Source organism: Agrobacterium tumefaciens (assembly GCA_025559845.1).
Classification (GTDB): domain Bacteria; phylum Pseudomonadota; class Alphaproteobacteria; order Rhizobiales; family Rhizobiaceae; genus Agrobacterium.
Genome location: CP048470.1, coordinates 485303 through 504995, shown reverse-complemented (window position 1 = coordinate 504995; position 19693 = coordinate 485303). Strand labels below are relative to the sequence as shown.

General features: G+C 56.5%; 19 protein-coding genes. 9 read left to right on the top strand and 10 right to left on the bottom strand.

Features of this window, described 5'->3' with window-relative positions:
* Positions 1 to 91: 91 nt before the first annotated feature.
* The 8 genes from FY156_18805 (at position 92) to FY156_18770 (ending at position 9889) form a co-directional block, all read left to right on the top strand.
* Complete coding sequence (locus FY156_18805; protein ID UXS03607.1) at positions 92 to 1270, top strand: acetyl-CoA C-acyltransferase; 1179 nt, start codon at positions 92 to 94, stop codon at positions 1268 to 1270.
* Between the two features lie 9 nt (positions 1271 to 1279).
* Complete coding sequence (locus tag FY156_18800) at positions 1280 to 2407, top strand: acyl-CoA dehydrogenase (protein ID UXS03606.1); 1128 nt, start codon at positions 1280 to 1282, stop codon at positions 2405 to 2407.
* A 51-nt stretch (positions 2408 to 2458) separates the two neighbouring features.
* Positions 2459 to 3691, top strand: coding sequence for a 3-methyl-2-oxobutanoate dehydrogenase (2-methylpropanoyl-transferring) subunit alpha (locus FY156_18795; GenBank protein UXS03605.1), 1233 nt, complete (start codon positions 2459 to 2461; stop codon positions 3689 to 3691).
* A 1-nt stretch (position 3692) separates the two neighbouring features.
* On the top strand, positions 3693 to 4706 hold the full coding sequence (locus FY156_18790) for an alpha-ketoacid dehydrogenase subunit beta (GenBank protein ID UXS03604.1): 1014 nt from the start codon (positions 3693 to 3695) through the stop codon (positions 4704 to 4706).
* A gap of 3 nt (positions 4707 to 4709) precedes the next feature.
* The gene (locus FY156_18785) at positions 4710 to 5960 is read left to right on the top strand and encodes a 2-oxo acid dehydrogenase subunit E2 (protein ID UXS03603.1); all 1251 of its coding nucleotides are present in this window, start codon (positions 4710 to 4712) and stop codon (positions 5958 to 5960) included.
* A gap of 202 nt (positions 5961 to 6162) precedes the next feature.
* A complete protein-coding gene (locus FY156_18780) occupies positions 6163 to 7680 on the top strand; it encodes a 2,3-bisphosphoglycerate-independent phosphoglycerate mutase (protein ID UXS03602.1) in 1518 nt (505 codons plus the stop codon).
* A gap of 252 nt (positions 7681 to 7932) precedes the next feature.
* On the top strand, positions 7933 to 9000 hold the full coding sequence (locus FY156_18775; GenBank protein UXS03601.1) for a linear amide C-N hydrolase: 1068 nt from the start codon (positions 7933 to 7935) through the stop codon (positions 8998 to 9000).
* Positions 9001 to 9214: 214 nt separating this feature from the next.
* Positions 9215 to 9889 (top strand): hypothetical protein, encoded by a 675-nt coding sequence (locus FY156_18770; protein UXS05145.1) that lies wholly within the window; start codon positions 9215 to 9217, stop codon positions 9887 to 9889.
* Positions 9890 to 9964: 75 nt separating this feature from the next.
* On the opposite strand, the gene FY156_18765 is transcribed toward FY156_18770, so the two are convergent.
* The 3 genes from FY156_18765 to FY156_18755 form a co-directional block, all read right to left on the bottom strand.
* On the bottom strand, positions 9965 to 10465 hold the full coding sequence (locus FY156_18765) for a hypothetical protein (protein ID UXS03600.1): 501 nt from the start codon (positions 10463 to 10465) through the stop codon (positions 9965 to 9967).
* Positions 10466 to 10476: 11 nt separating this feature from the next.
* On the bottom strand, positions 10477 to 11271 hold the full coding sequence (locus FY156_18760) for an SDR family oxidoreductase (GenBank protein ID UXS03599.1): 795 nt from the start codon (positions 11269 to 11271) through the stop codon (positions 10477 to 10479).
* A 66-nt stretch (positions 11272 to 11337) separates the two neighbouring features.
* On the bottom strand, positions 11338 to 12165 hold the full coding sequence (locus tag FY156_18755; protein UXS03598.1) for an alpha/beta hydrolase: 828 nt from the start codon (positions 12163 to 12165) through the stop codon (positions 11338 to 11340).
* Positions 12166 to 12296: 131 nt separating this feature from the next.
* Here FY156_18755 and FY156_18750 point away from each other — a divergent pair, with 131 nt between their 5' ends.
* Complete coding sequence (locus FY156_18750) at positions 12297 to 13283, top strand: GlxA family transcriptional regulator (protein UXS03597.1); 987 nt, start codon at positions 12297 to 12299, stop codon at positions 13281 to 13283.
* Positions 13284 to 13333: 50 nt separating this feature from the next.
* Here the strand turns inward: FY156_18750 and FY156_18745 are convergent, their stop codons facing one another.
* From FY156_18745 to FY156_18715, 7 genes are all read right to left on the bottom strand, one after another.
* On the bottom strand, positions 13334 to 14635 hold the full coding sequence (locus tag FY156_18745; GenBank protein UXS03596.1) for a TRAP transporter large permease subunit: 1302 nt from the start codon (positions 14633 to 14635) through the stop codon (positions 13334 to 13336).
* Between the two features lie 3 nt (positions 14636 to 14638).
* Complete coding sequence (locus FY156_18740) at positions 14639 to 15172, bottom strand: TRAP transporter small permease (GenBank protein ID UXS03595.1); 534 nt, start codon at positions 15170 to 15172, stop codon at positions 14639 to 14641.
* Between the two features lie 77 nt (positions 15173 to 15249).
* A complete protein-coding gene (locus FY156_18735; protein ID UXS05144.1) occupies positions 15250 to 16230 on the bottom strand; it encodes a TRAP transporter substrate-binding protein in 981 nt (326 codons plus the stop codon).
* A 388-nt stretch (positions 16231 to 16618) separates the two neighbouring features.
* On the bottom strand, positions 16619 to 17062 hold the full coding sequence (locus tag FY156_18730) for an SRPBCC family protein (protein ID UXS03594.1): 444 nt from the start codon (positions 17060 to 17062) through the stop codon (positions 16619 to 16621).
* A gap of 28 nt (positions 17063 to 17090) precedes the next feature.
* A complete protein-coding gene (locus FY156_18725; GenBank protein UXS03593.1) occupies positions 17091 to 17714 on the bottom strand; it encodes a TetR/AcrR family transcriptional regulator in 624 nt (207 codons plus the stop codon).
* Positions 17715 to 17877: 163 nt separating this feature from the next.
* The gene (locus FY156_18720) at positions 17878 to 18732 is read right to left on the bottom strand and encodes a D-amino-acid transaminase (protein ID UXS03592.1); all 855 of its coding nucleotides are present in this window, start codon (positions 18730 to 18732) and stop codon (positions 17878 to 17880) included.
* A gap of 14 nt (positions 18733 to 18746) precedes the next feature.
* Positions 18747 to 19520, bottom strand: coding sequence for a LamB/YcsF family protein (locus tag FY156_18715; GenBank protein UXS03591.1), 774 nt, complete (start codon positions 19518 to 19520; stop codon positions 18747 to 18749).
* Between the last annotated feature and the right edge of the window lie 173 nt (positions 19521 to 19693).

Here is a 19693-nt window from a genome sequence, read left to right as displayed (position 1 = left end):
TTGTCTGAACTGTGTGTTCGGCAGCATTGGATCGGTCGCAGCCTGGAGGAGGTTGCGGTCAAGGTTCGGGCTCTTTCCAGGGAGGTGGAAAGTGACTGTGCATGACCCCGTGGTTATCGTCGGGGCCGCTCGCACTGCGATGGGCGGTTTCCAGGGCGACTTTGGTTCGGTTGCGGCTCCAGATCTGGGGGCTGCAGCGATCCGCGCTGCCGTCCAGCGATCAACACTTTCTTTTTCTGAAATCGACGACGTTGCAATGGGCTGCGTTCTGACCGCTGGTCAGGGACAGGCGCCGGCACGACAGGCAGCGATCGCCGCAGGCATTGTTCATTCCACAAGTGCTGTCACCATCAACAAGATGTGTGGATCAGGGATGCGAGCGACGATGCTGGCGCATGATCAGATCGCGGCCGGAACATCTGACATCGTTGTCGCCGGCGGCATGGAGAGCATGACCAACGCACCCTATCTGCTTGATCGGGCCCGCTCGGGATACCGTCTCGGCCATGGCAAGGTGACGGATCACATGTTTCTCGATGGGCTTGAAGACGCCTATGACAAGGGTCGTCTCATGGGAACCTTTGCCGAGGATTGTGCCGAAGCCTATCAGTTCACACGCAGCATGCAGGACGATTATGCTTTGACCTCGCTGGAACGTGCACGTCGTGCCATTGCCGACGGCGCTTTCGCAGAAGAGATAGCGGCCGTCTCGAATTCCTCAGGCCGGCAGATCGATGTCGATGAGCAGCCTGGCAAGGCAAGGCCGGAAAAGATTCCATTGTTGAAACCTGCTTTTCGCGAAGGCGGAACGGTGACGGCCGCTAACTCCAGCTCGATTTCCGATGGTGCAGCGGCGCTGGTCCTTATGCGCCGCTCCGATGCCGACAGGCGCGGCTTGCAGCCGCTGGCGACAATCGCGGGGCACGCTACATTTGCGGATGCTCCGGCGAGATTTCCGACCGCGCCAGTTGGTGCTATCCGGCGGCTTACGGATAGGACCGGTTGGCAATTGGGTGAAATCGATCTGTTCGAAATCAACGAAGCTTTTGCCGTGGTGGCAATGGCCGCCATGCGCGATCTCGATCTGCCGCACGATAAGGTGAATGTGCATGGTGGTGCCTGCGCGCTTGGCCATCCGATTGGTGCATCCGGGGCAAGGATCATAGTCACGCTGCTTTCCGCATTGAAGCGGCACGCACTGAAGCGCGGCGTTGCTGCCGTCTGCATTGGCGGTGGTGAGGCCACAGCTTTCGCCGTCGAACGTCATTGAGGGCCGATCATGATATTGAACGACGCCCAGCAGCAGATCAGAGAAGTGGCCCGCGATTTTGCCCGAGAACGTCTGGCACCCGGTGCCAGCTTACGTGATCGGGAGAGCCGTTTTCCGCGGAGCGAATTGAAAGAAATGGGCGAACTCGGTTTCCTTGGAATGCTTGTGCCGGAGACCTACGGGGGATCGGAAACCGGTGCCGTCGCCTATGCCTTGGCACTTGAGGAAATTGCCGCTGCTGACGGCGCCTGTTCCACCATCATGAGCGTGCACAATTCTGTTGGCTGCGTGCCGATCCTGAAATTCGGAACGGACGAACAAAAAAAGCGATTTCTGCCGAAACTCGCTTGCGGCGAATGGATAGGCGGCTTCGCTCTGACTGAACCGCAGGCGGGATCAGACGCTTCCAATCTGAAAACCCGGGCCCGGCGAGACGGCGATAGCTACGTCCTTAACGGTTCGAAACAGTTCATCACCTCGGGAAAGAATGGCAACGTCATTATCGTGTTTGCCGTTACCGATCCAGATGCCGGCAAGAAGGGCATCAGCGCCTTTATCGTGCCAACAGATACACCAGGCTATGAGGTGGTGAGAGTAGAGGAAAAACTAGGCCTTCACGCGTCAGACACGTGCCAGATCGCCTTTACGGACATGACCGTCCCCGCCGCACTGCGGCTGGGGGAAGAAGGAGAAGGTTATCGGATCGCGCTTGCCAATCTTGAGGGTGGTCGCATCGGTATTGCTGCCCAGGCCGTAGGTATGGCCCAAGCCGCATTTGAGGCTGCCCGCGATTACGCGCGCGGGCGCTCGGCTTTTGGAACAGCGATTGTTGACCATCAGGCGGTCGCCTTTCGGCTTGCGGATATGACGACCAATATCGAGGCCGCGCGCCAGCTTGTCCTGCATGCCGCCGCTCTGAAGGAAGCGGGAGAGCCCTGCCTTTCGCAGGCCTCCATGGCGAAGCTTTTTGCGTCCGAGATGGCCGAACGGGTGTGCTCCGACGCCATCCAGATCCACGGCGGTTACGGCTACATGGCGGATTATCCGGTGGAGCGGATTTATCGCGATGTGCGCATCTGCCAGATTTACGAGGGGACAAGCGATATCCAGCGCATGGTGATTGCGCGAAATCTCTAGCAGTTGTTTCGCCGTCTGGAGGAGAGACGGCGGTGGAAGGAGGAAAAACGCATGACCGAAACCACCCGCCTGAGCCTGCATGTTCCCGAACCGGCAGTTCGTCCGGGCGATCAGCCAGATTTTTCCAATGTGAAACTGCAAAGGGCAGGGGCCGTCCCTCGTCCGGAGGTGGATGCCGCGCCGGAGACCATTCGCGATCTGGCCTATTCGATCATCCGTGTTCTCAATCAAAAGGGAGAGGCGGTTGGCCCCTGGTCGGGTCTCCTTTCGGATGAAGAGTTGCTGACGGGGCTTAAAAACATGATGCGGCTTCGCGCGTTCGATGCGCGTATGCTGATGGCGCAACGGCAGGGCAAGACGTCCTTCTACATGCAGCATCTCGGCGAAGAGGCGGTGAGTTGCGCGTTCCGCAAGGCGCTGTCCAAAGGCGACATGAATTTCCCGACCTATCGACAGGCTGGTCTTTTGATCGCCGATGACTATCCGCTTCTTACGATGATGAACCAGATTTTCTCCAACGAGCACGATCCGCTTCACGGGCGACAGTTACCGGTTCTCTATTCTTCGAAAGAGCACGGCTTTTTCACGGTCTCCGGTAATCTTGCCACGCAATATGTTCAGGCGGTCGGTTGGGCCATGGCTTCCGCAATCAAGGGTGATACGAAGATTGCGGCCGCGTGGATTGGAGACGGTTCGACGGCGGAATCGGATTTCCATTCAGCGCTGGTATTTGCCTCTACGTACAAGGCGCCCGTCATTCTCAACATCGTCAATAACCAATGGGCTATCTCTACCTTCCAGGGAATTGCGCGTGGTGGTTCGGGAACCTTCGCCGCCCGGGGTCTCGGGTTTGGTATTCCAGCACTTCGGGTGGATGGGAACGACTATCTTGCCGTTTATGCGGTGGCGCGTTGGGCTGCCGAACGTGCACGCCGCAATCTCGGTCCAACCTTGATCGAGTATGTCACCTACCGGGTTGGAGCACACTCCACGTCCGATGATCCGAGTGCGTATCGGCCCAAGACGGAATCCGAAGTGTGGCCTCTTGGCGATCCGGTTCTCAGGTTGAAAAAGCACCTTGTTCTCCGGGATGTCTGGTCCGAAGAGCGGCATCGGCAGGCGGAGGCTGAAATCATGGATGAGGTGATCGACGCGCAGCGCGAGGCAGAAAGCCACGGGACCCTGCATGCCGGTGGCAAACCCCCGACGAAAGATATGTTCGAAGGTGTTTATGCCGAAATGCCACCGCATCTTCGTCGCCAGCGTGAAAAGGCGGGGTACTGATATGACAAGAATGACAATGATCGAAGCCGTCCGGAGCGCCATGGACGTATCGATGGGACGTGACGACAATGTTGTCGTGTTCGGTGAGGACGTCGGCTACTTCGGCGGCGTGTTCCGGGCAACCCAGGGGCTGCAGGCAAAATACGGCAAGACCCGGTGTTTCGACGCACCAATCAGCGAATCCGGTATTGTCGGCACGGCGATCGGCATGGCTGCCTACGGTCTACGTCCCTGTGTCGAGATACAGTTCGCCGATTACATGTATCCCGCCTACGATCAGATCACCCAGGAGGCTGCACGCATCCGCTATCGCTCTAACGGTGATTTTACCTGCCCGATCGTTTTGCGCATGCCAACCGGTGGCGGCATATTCGGTGGTCAGACGCACAGCCAAAGTCCGGAAGCGCTTTTCACGCATGTCTGCGGGCTGAAAGTCGTCGTTCCCTCCAATCCGCATGATGCGAAGGGCCTGCTCATATCAGCGATCGAAGATCCTGACCCGGTGATGTTCCTGGAGCCGAAGCGCCTCTACAACGGCCCATTCGATGGGCATCACGACAGGCCTGTAACATCCTGGGCCAAACATGAGTTGGGTGAAGTGCCGGACGAGCACTATACCATTCCCATTGGCAAGGCTGCCGTGAGGCGTGCTGGCGCTGGCGTCACAGTCATTGCTTATGGAACAATGGTGCATGTCGCGTTGGCGGCAGCGGAGGAGACAGGTGTTGATGCCGAGGTGATAGACTTGCGCAGCCTGTTGCCGCTTGATCTCGAAACCATCACGCGCTCGGTCGCCAAGACCGGACGTTGTGTCATGGTCCACGAGGCGACGCTCACATCCGGTTTCGGCGCGGAAGTCGTGTCATTGGTTCAGGAACATTGTTTCTATCATCTGGAGGCACCGATCGTTCGCGTCGCCGGTTGGGATACGCCTTATCCGCATGCACAGGAGTGGGATTATTTTCCCGGTCCAGCCCGTGTCGGGCGTGCACTTATAGACGTCATGGAGGCCTGAAGGATGACGGAATACGTTCTCACTATGCCCGATGTCGGGGAAGGTGTCGCGGAGGCCGAACTGGTCGAATGGCACGTCAAGCCCGGTGATCCGGTCCATGAAGATATGGTCCTTGCCGCAGTGATGACCGACAAGGCGACAGTCGAAATTCCATCGCCGGTTTCAGGCGTGGTAACCTGGATCGCCGCTGAAATTGGAGACACAGTCGCGGTTAAGGCGCCACTGCTGCGCATAGAGACCGAGGTTAACGCAGCGACGGTGGTAGAGGATGAGCCGGAGGCACAAGATGCCGTAATTGCTCTTGATGAGCCCGCTCAAGTGGAAACACCCCCGCCTGTTACCGATATTAAACCCGATGTCCCGCCGGCATTGCAGGACGATCATAAACCGCTCGCCTCTCCCGCTGTCCGCCAACGTGCCGACGATCTCGATCTTGATCTCCATCAGGTTAAGCCGACTGGTCCGGATGGGCATATCACACACGCCGATCTTGATGCGTTCCTTTTATCGCGCTCCACGACTGAGCAGCGTCTTCGTGCATCGCCCGGCGATAGTGCGGTCGAACAGGTGAGAATGACAGGGCTACGGCGCAAGATTGCCGAGAAGATGGTGCTTTCGGTCTCGCGTATTCCCCATATTACCTACGTCGAGGAAATCGACGTCACTGACGTTGAGGAATTGCGCGCCATCATGAACGGCAAGCGCAGGAGTGGGCAACCGAAACTCACGATCCTGCCTTTTCTGATGCGCGCAATGGTACGGGCGGTTTCCGATCAACCCGGAATGAACGCAACCTTCGATGATGAGGCCGGGGTGATCAATCACTACAGCGCTGTTCACATTGGCATCGCGACGCAGACCACGGCTGGTCTCATTGTACCGGTCGTCTGCCATGCAGAAGCGCGCGGGTTGTGGGAATGTGCAGAAGAACTCGGCCGTGTTGCCGAGGCCGCTCGCAACGGCACTGCCAAACGTGAGGAACTGTCCGGCTCGACAATTACCATCAGTTCGCTCGGTGCATTGGGCGGTATCGCCTCTACACCGGTCATCAACCATCCCGAAGTCGCAATCATCGGGGTCAACAAGATTGTCACGCGGCCGGTCTGGGACGGCAGTCAGTTTGTCCCGAGAAAGATGATGAACCTGTCGTCGAGTTTCGATCACCGGGTGGTGGATGGCTGGGATGCCGCAGTCTTCATTCAGAAGATCAAAACCTTGCTGGAAAAACCGGCACTGATCTTCATCGAGGACTGATGTCGTCTGCCCGTCATGCCGAGGGACGTCGGATCTGTGAAGGCTGATCCGGCAACGATATGGGCTTGCGTTCATGGTCTTCGAGTATAGAAGAGTGAGAACGGGAAGCCTGCTTCTCACCATGACAAAACGGCGAACGGGCACGCTCCGGCGGCCTTTCTGTTCGTCGCCCGCAGACGATTAACGAAGAAAAGGTCCATTCATGAGCACTCCGAAACCCGTTGTTCTGACCATTCTCGATGGCTGGGGGCTGAGCGAGGATCGGTCGAGCAACGCGCCCGCCCTGGCCAACACGCCAACCATGGACCGGCTGTTTGCGACGTGCCCACATGCGACGCTCACCACTTTTGGACCGAACGTCGGACTGCCGACGGGGCAGATGGGCAATTCCGAAGTTGGTCACACCAATATCGGTGCGGGCCGGGTCGTTGCGATGGATCTCGGTCAAATTGATCTTGCCATTGAGGACGGCAGCTTTTTCAAAAACGCTTCCATTCTGGATTTTGCCTCGAAGGTAAAGGCTGCCGGCGGTGCCGCGCACCTTACGGGCGTTATTTCCGACGGTGGCGTGCATGGTCATATCGTGCATGCTCAGGCGGCCGTCAAACTGTTGGTGGATCTTGGGCTGAAAGTCATTTTCCACGTCATGACAGATGGACGCGATGTTGCCCCTAAATCGGCAGAAGGCTTCGTGCAGACGTTTGTCGACAGCTTGCCCGAGGGGGCCAGCATCGGCAGCGTGATCGGGCGTTATTATGCCATGGACCGCGACAATCGTTGGGAGCGCGTCGAAAAAGCCTACGATGCGATGGTTCTCGCCAAGGGCGAACATGCGCCAGACGCTGTCAGCGCCGTTACGGCAAGCTACAAAAACAACGTGACGGATGAATTCATCCTGCCAACTGTGATTGGTGGGTATGAAGGCTTCAAGACCGGTGACGGCCTGTTCTGCCTCAATTTCCGCGCGGACCGCGCCCGTGAAATTCTGTCTGCCATCGGTGCCGAAGATTTCGACGGGTTTGCGCGTCAGAAGCCGCAACTGTCCGCCCTGCTGGGCATGGTGGAATACTCCACGAAACACAATGCTTTCATGGCCACGGCCTATCCCAAGCGTGATATTGCCAACACTCTGGGTGCCTGGGTGGCAAGTCACGGATTGCGCCAGTTCCGCTTGGCAGAAACCGAGAAATATCCGCATGTCACGTTTTTCCTGAATGGCGGAAAGGAAGAGCCGGAAGTGGGTGAAGATCGGTTTATGCCGAAGTCGCCGAAGGTTGCAACCTATGATCTGCAACCGGAAATGAGCGCGCCTGAAGTCACGGAGAAATTCGTGGAGGCGATCGGCAAGGGTTACGATCTCATCGTCACAAATTACGCTAACCCTGATATGGTTGGGCATACCGGTGACCTGAATGCCGCAATCAAGGCATGCGAAGCAGTAGATCGCGGACTGGCGCAAGTTGTTGCAGCGCTGGAAAAGGTTGGCGGCGCCATGCTGGTGATCGCCGATCACGGCAATTGCGAGACCATGGTCGATCCGGTCACCGGAGGACCGCACACGGCACACACCACCAATCCGGTGCCGGTCATCCTGTTCGGTGGACCGGACGGTGCAACGGTGCGCGACGGTATTCTTGCTGATGTCGCACCGACGATCCTGCAACTGATGAACCTGCCGCAACCTGCTGAAATGACTGGAAAAAGCCTCATCGCAAAGTGATGGCTATGGCTCGCGTATACCTAGGTGTTCGCGAGCCCTTCCTTTTCAGCTTTTGACATCTTCAGTAATTGCCACGCCATGATGACGCTATGGCCAGAACATGGCCGTCTGAATGTGTGGAGATAATCAGGGGCATGATTAAGGTCGTTCTCATCTTGAGGTTGTCGTAAACCTGGTGCACTCTTGCATCGCCTGAGGATGATAGAAGGAAATCCATTGTCCTTTGGCGATCATTTTCGTCAGGGGGTGCCGATGATTTCGAAAGCGTTCCGGAGAGTATTCACGTTCGGCTTGGCTGGTTTTTATGCCGTCGCGTCACCACTAACAGCAGACGCATGCACGCGGTTCGTGTTCCTTGGGCAGGATGGCAACATTGTCACCGCCCGATCGATGGACTGGAAATACGATATTGGCAGCAATCTCTACATCCTGCCTCGTGGTATCGAGCGCAACGGAGAAGCAGGTCCGAATTCCCTGAAATGGACTGCCAAATATGGGTCTGTGGTGACGACAGGCTACGACGTTTCGACAACTGATGGTGCAAACGAAGCCGGGCTCGTTGCCAATGTCCTGTGGCTGACTGAATCGGAGTATCCGAAGTTTGAGGCGAGCAGCAAACCCGGCCTGACCATTGCTGCCTGGGCGCAATATGTCCTTGATCGGTTTGCCACGGTCGCGGAGACCGTCGAGGTTCTGAAGACGCAGCCGTTCACGATAGTCACGGACAATGTGCCGGGGCAGGATCGACTAACTTCGCTCCATCTGTCTCTTTCCGATTCAAGTGGCGACAGTGCCATTATCGAATATATCGACGGAAAGCAGGTCATCCATCATGGCCGCCAATACCAGGTCATGACCAACTCCCCGACTTATGACGAGCAACTCGCGTTAACGTCCTATTGGCAAGACATCGGCGGCACCGTCATGCTGCCTGGTACGAACCGGGCTGCCGATCGTTTCACACGCGCAGCGTTCTATGTGAATGCAATACCGCAAAGTGGTGAGCCGAACCGGTTGCTTGCAAGCGTTTTCGGAGTGATCCGCAACGTATCGGTTCCGCTTGGTATTTCCTCACCGGACCAGCCGGAGATTTCGTCCACCCGGTGGCGCACCGTCTACGATCACAAACGCAAGCTCTATTTCTTCGAATCCGCCATGACGCCCAATACCTTCTGGGTCGATCTGAAGAAGATCGATTTTTCGAAGGAGACGGGCAAGGTCAAACGGCTCGATCTTGGCACAGATCAGGTCCACACATTTTCCGGTGATGCAACGGCAGATTTCCAGGACGCAAAGCCTTTCCCGTTTCAAGGGCTCTGACAGAATGATAGCGTGATTGTCGGGCGGTTTCGCCCGTCCGATTCCTAGCGGTTTGGTGGAACGAGAGAACGTATAAATGGGGAATGGTTTGAAATGGGCTTTGGTGCTTTTGCCGTTGCTGGCAGTCAGCGCCGAGGCGGCTGATCCATCTTTGCCGCAGGCGGTGGCTGACGTAACCGAAGATAGCAGCCTTCCGCCAGGCTGGGCTTTGCAGATTACCCCGTATCTCTGGGCCGCAGGGCTCAAAGGCGATATCTCCCCATTTCGCCGTGGACCGACAATCTCGGTCGAAAAGTCCTTCTCGGACGTGGTGGATCATCTCAACGTCGGAGGTTTCCTCGACGTTTGGGGGCGATATGACCGTCTCGTTTTCTCCGGCGACATGATGTACGTCAACACCACAGATAGCCATGTGATCGGCGCGCTTCCTGTCATTGGGGCGACGCATGGGTTGAGTGCGGACGTCGATACGGTCCAGTTTTCTGCGACGTTGAAAGGTGGATACCGGGTCTATGATGATCAGGATCTGACGCTCGATCTCCTTGCAGGCATGCGTATCTGGCATATTTCCAACGATGTGACTGTCAATTACGGCACATTTTCACGCAGTTACGGAGAGGATTTCGGCTGGGTCGATCCGGTGATTGGTTTCCGGGCATTTTACAAAGTTACACCGAAATTCTCTGTTCACGCGCAGGCCGACATCGGTGGTTTTGGAGCGGGATCGGATCACACCTGGCAGGCGCTTGCCACGGCAAATTATGCGTTTACCGACCACCTGTCTGTGTCTGCAGGCTACAAAATTCTCGACGTAGATTATGATTCTGATGGCCACGTGTTTGATTCAACGCTTAAAGGCCCCGTTCTCGGCTTGACCTATCGTTTCTGATTGTAGAACCAGAGCTTCCCTCATGTAAATTCCGCAGAACGACCTGTTGGGAGTTCTGCGGAAGGGGCCGGGCAGTCATTTCGCGAATATCCCGAAATGTCGGCTCTTCGTAGACGCCTTGCGACCGAGAATGATTGCGGCGAGCAAAAGCGCACTTTGGGCAACGACGAACGGCGGTTCGTTACCATTCGGGGCAAGCTCGTTCAGCGTTTCGATTTTCAAAAATGACTGAACAATCAAAACGAACATATTGAGATATAAGCCTGTCGTTGCCGTGACAGCGTAGATTACTCGTGCCTTGCCGTTCAGCTTGTAAACATAAAGGGCTGCGAGTGCGGCCGCCAGAATGATGGTGGAAATGATGCCTACCCCAAGTGCCGGGGTAAATGTACTGATGGGAAAGAGAAATCCCGTCAGCGTTGTCGCCAGGGTCGTCGCGAGAAAAAGACCAGTCATGCGCGGCATCCACTTTCCGGATGCATAGGCCGGGAGCGCGATCAGGCCGGAAGCGATGCCAATGAAGCTCAAGGCGACATGCAATAGGGTGAATTGGGAAATTGTCAGTCCGAGGATCATGGCGGTACCCACTACTTTACTGCGGTGACGACGCTGTAGCGGGCGGCCGGTTTTGCAAGCGACAGATTGGGTCGCAAAGCCGAACGCGCACTGAGATAGGTTTCAAGGTCGGCGCTGTCTGGCAGCGAGGGAATGGTCATTACTTCGCCGAGATCGAGACCAACCATGGCAGCATCGACCATGTCATTGACGTCCATGACCATTGCGGCAGGGATGGTGCTGAGTTTTACTTCTTCCCAGATTGCTGTGCGTGTAATTCCTGGCAGAACGCCCTGGACGCGGACACCGGAGGGAGCGAGTTGTGCCTGCAGTGCCTCTGTGAAAGCAAGTACAAAAGCCTTCGTCGCTGGATAGACCGCCGTGAATGCGGCCGGCATGAGTGCCGTGACGGAGGTGATGTTGATGATTGTGCCTTTACCACGGGAAGACAAGCGTGGGGCGATCGCTGCTGCGAGCCGGGTGACGGCGAGGATATTGAGGTGGATCATGCCGGTGACATAGGACGGGTCGAGTTCGGTTATGTTGCCTTCCCCTGCAATGCCGGCATTGTTGACGAGGCCAGTGATCTGGCTGTCTTCGCGCAGGCGGTTTTCTACCTTTTCGAGGCCCTGGGCGGTCGAAAGGTCAGCGGCCAAAACCTCCACCGAGACACCGTGAACCTTCTCGAGTTGCGCAGCCAGCGACTGCAGTTTTTCAGCGCGGCGCGCGACAAGCACCAGATTGTAACCGCGCCCTGCCAGACGATCGGCATAAACGGCGCCGATACCATCCGATGCGCCGGTGACGAGAAATGTTTCCTTGGTCATTTCGAATGTTCCTTTTGAAAGCGGCGGGCTGGCGCCTCCAGGCGCCAGTGCTTTGCCGTTGGTGTTTCAGGCTTTGATGAAGGTGAGGAGATCGGCGTTGAAACGATCCTGATGTGTCTGCGTCAAACCGTGGTCGGCGCCTTCGTAGACCTTCAGGACAGCGTGCTTGACGATCTTGACCGTCGAGTGTGCAGACGCCCCGATCGGGACGATCTGATCGTCATCTCCATGCAAGACCAGCGTCGGTTTGTCGAAAGCCTTCAGATCCTGATGAAAGTCGCTCTCGGAAAAGGCCCGAATGCTGTCGAGTTGGCCCTTGAGGCCGCCCATCATGCCCTGGCGCCAGAATTCTTCGCGAATACCTTCGGAGATGACAGCGCCGTCACGGTTGTAACCGTAGAAGGGTATTGTCAGATCCTTGAAGAACTGGCTGCGATTGTCGTAGGTGCCTTTGCGAATGCCGTCGAAGACGTCGATCGGCAAACCGCCGGGATTGCTTTCCGTTTTCAGCATCAGCGGCGGTACAGCGCCGATCAGGCCGATCTTGGCGACGCGCGCTGTTCCATGGCGTCCGATGTAGCGGGTCACTTCGCCACCGCCAGTGGAGTGACCGACCAGAATAATGTCGTGCAGGTCAAGCTGTTCGATCAGTTCAGCAAGGTCATCAGCATACTGGTCCATGTTGTTGTTATCCCAGACCTGATCGGAGCGACCGTGGCTGCGACGATCATGGGCAATGGTGCGGAAACCGTGATTGGCGAAGAACACCATCTGCGCATCCCAGGCATCGGCGCTGAGTGGCCAGCCGTGCGAGAAGATGATCGGCTGAGCATCCTTGGAGCCCCAGTCTTTGTAGTAGATATGCGTGCCGTCTTTGGTGGTGATCGTGCTCATTTCTCTCTCTCCTTTGGTTCAGGGAGCTTGCTTGCGTCCCGTGGGAATAGAGATACTCTGGAGCCAGCGAGCGCAGGATTGGCGCTTCTGACAGAAGACGGGCCAAAACTGACAAAAAGGGGAAAACAGAGATGGCAGGAGCTTCAGGGAGTGCTTTGGAGGTTGGCCTCGTTCTCTACCGGGGCTGCCAGATTGCCATGGTGCACGGCATAACCGACCTTTTTGCAATCGCGTCACTGTTTTCCAAGGATCGTGGCGGACCCGAGTTGCGTGTCAGCCACTGGAACATGGAAGAGAACGGTAGTTTTTGCCGCTGTTACGACACCAGTCCTGACGCGGCCGGACATCCGGACATTCTGGTGGTGCCCGGCAGGCTGACGGGTCCCGCCGAAGTCGAAGAGGCTGCACCTTACGCTCGCTGGTTGCTTGACCGTCACGCACAAGGAGCGACGTTGGCCGCGAGTTGTGGAGGATCGTTCATTCTCGCGGCAACAGGTCTGCTGGCCGGTCGCCCAGCCACAACGCATTGGCTGTTTGCGGAGCGTTTTCGCGAACGTTTTCCGGATGTCCGTGTCGAGATCGACAAGATTGTCATCGAGGATGGTGACATCATCACGGCTGGCGGGTTGATGGCATGGACCGATCTTGGTTTGCGCATCGTGGACCGGCTTCTGGGGCCATCGGTAATGATCGAAACCGGGAAATTTCTGCTGATCGATCCGTCAGGTCGCGAGCAGCGACACTACAGCAGCTTCGCACCACGCCTGACGCATGGCGATGAGTCGATCCTGAAAGTGCAACATTGGCTTCAGGCGCGTGCCGGGCGTGCAACAAGCGTGTCCGACATGGCAGATCAGGCCGGGCTCGAGGAGCGGACCTTCCTGCGGCGTTTCAAGTCTGCAACTGGCATGAAGCCGATCGAATATGTTCAACATCTGCGCGTCGGCAAGGCCCGCGAACTGCTGGAATTCACCAAGCGATCGGTCGATCAGATCGCGTGGTCAGTCGGCTATGAGGACGCGGCCGCATTTCGGCGCGTGTTTCATCGCATTCTCGGTCTTTCGCCTGGAGAATATCGCAGCCGGTTTTCGAGCAACTCTGTCATGGCTGCGGCGTGACGGCCTTATCGCCGGCCAGTTTCATCCACTGGCCGGTGTTTTGCTTTGCCTCAGTTCTTCGCCATCATGTCCGGAACGATTGAGACGATCTCCGGGAAAAGCGCGATCAGCAGTACGAATGCGCACATGATGAAAAAGAACGGCATGGTGGCGCGGGTGATGCGTGCCATGCTGTCTCCAGTGAGGCGTTGTATGACGGTCAGATTGAACCCGACAGGCGGAGAAATCTGTGCCATTTCTACGACGATAACGATGAAGATACCGAACCAGACTTTGCTGTAGCCTGCGGCCATGACAAGAGGCAGGGTGATCGGCAGTGTCATGACAATGCAGCCGAGACCTTCCATGACCGTTCCGAGGATGATGTAGAAGATCAGCAGGACGAGGATGAGCATGAAAGGCGACAGCCCCCAGCTTTCAATCGTACCCGCAATATAACGTGGCATGCCGAGGTAACCGATAACGGTCGAGAGGAACATTGCTCCCACCATGATGAGGCCGATCATGGCGCAGGAGTCAGCAGCCTGCTTTGCAGCTTGCATCAGGTTCTTGAACGTCAACGTCTTCTGCAGAGCACCGATGATGATTGCTCCACCCACACCGACAGCTGCAGCTTCGGTTGGCGAGGCGATACCGCCATACATGGAGCCGACGACACCGATAATGAGCAGCAGCAATGGTCCGAGATCTTTGAGAGCGGCGAGCTTCTGTAAAAACGTCGTTGGAGGTAAAGCTTCACCGACAAGTGCTGGGTTCATGAGTGCCCTGATGCCGATATAGCCCATATAGGACGCGGCCATCAGGAACCCCGGCAGGATTCCCGCCATAAAGAGTTTGAGGATCGATTCCTCGGCCATGACCCCATAGATGATCATGATCGTTGATGGCGGAATGAGAAAACCAAGGGTTCCGGCTCCCGCGAGGCTACCGGTGATAAGATCGCGGTTATAACCGCGTGAGATCAACTCCTTGGCGGTGATGCGCCCGACCGTTGCCGTCGTGGCGGCAGAGGAACCGCAGACAGATGCGAAAAGTGTGCAGCCAAGCACCGTGATATGGGCGAGGCGTCCGGGTACATGGCGTAGCCAAGGGGCAAGACCGGAAAATAGCGCTTCGGAGATCTTCGTCCGGAACAGAATTTCCGCCATGAATATGAACAGTGGTAATGCCAACATTTCCGGCGAAACAAGTGTGTTCCACGCCTGTTGGGCGAGAAGCTTGAACAAAGGCAGGGTTGGGCGAAAAAGTGCTGCAAGGGCAGCCCCCGTACCGACAAGGCCAAGTCCGATCCAGACGCCGGTTCCCAGAATGAGTGTCATCAGGCCGAGCAGGCTGAAGGTAATTTTTCCCATGGTTCATTCCAGTCCTGGGCCGGTTGAAAGGGTCTCACCGCGCAGAAGCCGCAACAATTGGGCCAGCATTTGCAAATTCAGGATGATCGCGCCGGCTGCCAGGGCGACCTGCGGATAAACAAGCGGAATACGAATGACGGACGAGGAGGTCGAGCCGCGCTGAAAGGACAGGAAAGCCATGTCGGTGAGCGCGATGGATAGAGCAACGCAGATTGCGAGACCGATGAGGCAGGCAACGACGTCCAGCCAGCGCGCACCGGACGAAGACAGCATCTCGCCGATTGCTGTGACGCGGACGTGGGAGCCGGATTTCAGAGCGCTTGCACCAGCAAGAAGGAAGCTGGCCGCCATCAGGTAGGCTGCAACATCCCAGGCGAAGGGTAGTGAATAGCCAACACCGTTCCTGAGAAATATCTCGCAGGCGATGAGAGTGAAGATACCAAGCAGCGAGATGGCGGCGAGTGTGTTGCCAACCTCGGTCAGGCGATCGATCGGGTCAATGATGGCATTGAATGCAGGATTGGGTGGTCTGTGCATGATGCTTCTCCAGAATGCGCAGAATGGGGCGAGCAGCCGGCGGACCGGCTACCCCTTCATGTCCGACGAGGAGAAACTTAGTTCCGTGCCTTCAGGTAGGCTTCAACGTAAGGTGCGGCATCCGGCACGCGCTTGAGGAAGTCGTCCCATAGTGGTTTGGCTCGTTCGATCAGCGCTGCCTTGAGCTCCGGCGATGGCGAGGTGACGGTAATGCCCTTTTCTTTCAGTGTAGCGAGCTTGGTTTCGTCTTCGGCACGGCTCACAAGCCAGAATTCGCCTTCAAGCTGCTTGGAGGCGAGTTCAATGGCTGCCTGATGTTCTGGAGACAATGCATTCCAGGCGTCGAGATTGACGGTGACGATGTTGGACGATGCCTGCCAGTTGAAGGTGCTCATGTCTTTCATGAACTCCCAGAAGGCGCCATCGACACCCGAAGATGATGAGGTGGTGACACCGTTAATGGTACCCGCGGCAAGCGATGGTACGACTTCGCCCCATGGCATCTGGACGGGGAGGGCTCCCAGCGCATGAAAGAAGTTGTGGCCGTTGGAATCAACGACGCGGATTTTCAGCCCGTTGACGTCTTCAATCTTTTCGATGGGTTTGGGCGAGTAAACAGCCTGTCCTGGCCACGGAACCATGTAGAGAAGCTTCTGGTTCATCGAGGTGGCGACTTCCTCGATCTTGGGGCGGAAGAATTTGTGCAACAGGGCAAGGTCGGGCATTGTCGGCGCCAGGTAAGGCAGCGTCTCGACGCCGAGCACGGGTGCCTCGCCCACCTGCTGGCTCATGAGGATGTCTGCTATCGGCACAATGCCGTCGCGTACGGCGGTCATGCCTTCAGGCCCCTTGATACCGAGCGCGCCGCCGGAGTGAACGGTGATGACCACCTCTCCACCAGTTACGGTCTTGACCGTTTCGGCAAATTTCATCGCATTCTTGGTGTGAAAATTACCCTCCGGCCATACGACTGACATGTCCCAGGCTGTCTCGGCAAAAGCAGAGGTTGCAAAGCTGGCAAGCGTCAGAGCCAACCCGGCAAGAATTGCATTTTTCATCGTCATGAACCCCTTCATTATTGTTTCTGGCTCGCTTGTAGCAGGACCGATCTGGCGTCGATTTGTTTCGGTACACCAGCCGTGTTCCGAGCGTCAGGACTATATGGTCGTTTTTTGTGCGACGCAATAAGGTGATGAATATTTGTTCTGCGAGAAAGCTTGAAGCCACATGGAGGCGTGGCGTCACGCGTCAGTCGCTTGCGCAAACACCCTGTCTAAAACAAAGAAGAAAACGGAAAAACAGGGACTTAAGAGGCTTTTCTCGGATAGGGGAGCATGGGCGCTATTGGCTGGCACCTGTCTTTGCAAACACGCTCAAGCAGGCGCAAATGCAGCGCTGGCCGCCTGTAATTTTTCAAGAGGCGGCCAGTGAATAGTCATGGTTGGATTACTGCGTAATGTCCGGTTCGACGAGTTTGGCGAGTTTTCGCAACGATTCCTGCCAACCGAGGTAGCATGCATCAGCAGGTATGATGTCAGGCACGCCTTGTTGCTCGATGTTGACCTCAGTCCCCGACGGAGCGGCCTTCAGGCTGATCGTTACTTTCATCTCGCCTGGCAGGTTCTGATCTTCAAAACTGTCGGTGTAGACAAGGCGTTCACCTGGCACGAGTTCGAGATAGGTGCCGCCGAATGAGTGACTTTCGCCCGTGGTGAAGTTCCTGAATGACATCCGGTGCTTGCCTCCCACCTTTGCATCCAGTTCGTGAACCGTGCACGTAAAGCCGAACGGTGGCAGCCAACTGGCGATGGCGTCCGGTTCAATAAATGCACGATAGAGCTTTTCGGGTTTGGTCGAAAAGACGCGATGTAGACGGATAGTGCTAGGCATGATTTCCTCCCATTGGTTTCAAGGTCAGTCAATTTTTTTGGCCGGCCCTCGGCCGGCCAAACAATAGCTCGATATACCGGTAGAGATGGCCAAGGCTTTCGACGGCTTGCTTCGGGTCGCCACTTGCCTTGGCGAGAATGAATGAGCCCTGGATGGCGGCCTGGATGTGCAGGGCGAGGCTTTCTGCCGTAAATGAACCGATCTCCCGATGTTCAGCCATGGCAGCCTTGATGTCGGTAATGAGTGTGTCGGCATGACCCGAAATGCTATTCCAGCAGGCTTGCCGGATCGGCATGCTCGTTTCGTAGACTTCTTGCGCCATCGTGCCGACAAAGCAGGTGAAATCAGGGAGTTCTCCTGCGATCAGATGCTTTCGGAACTCGATATAGGCCAGCAGGCGATCAAGTGGGTCGGCGGCCCTGTGATAGGGTGCTGCTTCAAATACTGCTCCCGTGACTTCTGACCAGTGGTCCGCCGCGGCAACCGCCATTTCTTCCTTGCTGGAGAAATGATGGAAGAACGCACCCTTTGACAAGTCGGCTTTTGCGCAGACGTCATCAACCGTTGTCGCGGTATAGCCTTTGGTTCGGATAACGGAAAAGGCTGCCTCCAGCAGACTTGGTCTCGTCGATGGATTTTGCCTGCGTGCCATCCTCAATCTCCTCTGAAGAAATTAAATACAGACTGGTTGGTATTTAATCAAGATAATTTTCTCCAAAGAGTGAGGCGCCTGCGTTTATGGAGGGGGTCACGTACAGGCGATAGCGAGGGCGGCGCTGTCGCGCCGACCCTCAAGATGATTGTCTGGCAAACGCTCAGATTGCAGAGGCAAGTCTGCTTCCAATGTAGAGATCGCGCAATTTGGCAGCGATCGGGCCGGGTTTCCCGTCCGCAATCGTTGTGTCGTCGATTTTGACGACGGAGGTGGCAAAATTGGTTGCCGATGTCACAAAGGCTTCCGCCGCCTCCTTCGCTTCTTCCACCGTAAAGGTACGCTCTTCAACCGGAATTCCTGCCTGTACGGCGAGGTCTAGAATACTGGCGCGGGTGATGCCATGCAGAAGAGCAGTGGAGAGCTCCCGGGTGACAAGTGTGCCGTCCTTCTTGATGATATGCGCATTTGCAGCACTGCCTTCGGTTACGTAGCCGTCTTCGACAAGCCAGGCATCGTCTGCGCCGCGAGAAAGCGCCTCCATCTTCGCCATTGACGGGTAAAGCAACTGAACGGTCTTGATGTCGCGTCGCTCCCATCGTCTGTCAGGCACTGTGGCGATGCTTATTCCTGTCGCACTGCGCGGATTGTTCAGAACAGGCTTGGCCTGAGTAAACAGTGTAATTGTAGGTTTGGCGTCGACCGGAAATGCAAAGTCGCGATCAGCGACGCCGCGCGAAATCTGAAGATAGATGAGGCCTTCATCGATATTGTTGAGGCGCACGATCTCCCTGTGAACCGTAAGCAGATCATCTGCCGAAAGCGGGTTGGTCAGGCCAAGTTCGGAGAGGGATCGTTGCAGGCGTGCGGAGTGGCCGGCATAGTCGATGAGCTTGCCGCCGATGACGGCAGTGACCTCATAAATGGCGTCGGCGAAAAGGAAGCCGCGGTCAAAAATTGAAACCTTTGCCTCGGCCTCGGGAAGCCATTCTCCATTCAGGTAAACTGTACGTGTCAATGCGGATCTCCGGTTCAGATGTTTGGTTTGGCGAAGGGGGCAAATTCCAGCCCGTGCCGTGTTAATGTCGTGCGGAGTGCGCGCGCAGTTTCCGCCGCGCCGCGGGTGTCGCCATGAACGCAGATCGTTGCAGCCTCCACCGGCAGTTTCTTGCCGCCCGTCGTTGGAATAATCCCGTCGCAGACCATCGACAAGACCTGCTCGACGCTTTGCGCCGGATCGTGAATGACTGCGCCTTCGGTCTGTCGCGAGGTCAGCATGCCATTATCGTCATAGGTACGATCGGCGTAGACTTCGCAGGCGACACGCAGACCGGCTTTCTCGGCTGCTTTCATGGTTTCGGAGTAAGGTAGGGTGATAAAGGTTAGCGACGGATCGACAGCCTTGATGGCGCTCACGCAGACCTTGGCAAGTTCGGGTTCAATGGCGGCGATGTTGCCCAGCGCACCATGGGTTTTGACGTGCGTCATGGGCCAGGAAAGCGATGTTGCCATGCCCTGCATTGCAGCGATCTGATAAATCAGTTGCGCTTCCACATCGGCGGGGCGTTCGCCGTAGATGCGGCGTCGACCGAAACCGTAAAGATCCATGAATGACGGGTGGGCGCCGATGGAAACGCCGCGTGCCTTGGCTGCCAGGATGCTGTCGCGCATCACGACCGGATCTCCGGCATGGAAGCCGCAGGCAATGTTGGCGCTGGTGATCAGCTCCATCATGATTGCATCCTCGCCCATCGTCCAGGCGCCGAAGCTTTCGCCCATGTCGCAGTTCAGATCGATTGTTGCCATCGGTCGGTTCCCCTTATTGTTGAGCGTTTCGCGAAGCGTGCCGCAGATGTATCCATTCGGACATACAGGTGGTATACTCAAAACTCAAGCGAGCTTGTCGTGTGCTTTCAGATTCAGGGGCCGAGCGCTTCACCATAATGCCAGCGTTGACATACTGGTGGTATACTGAAATA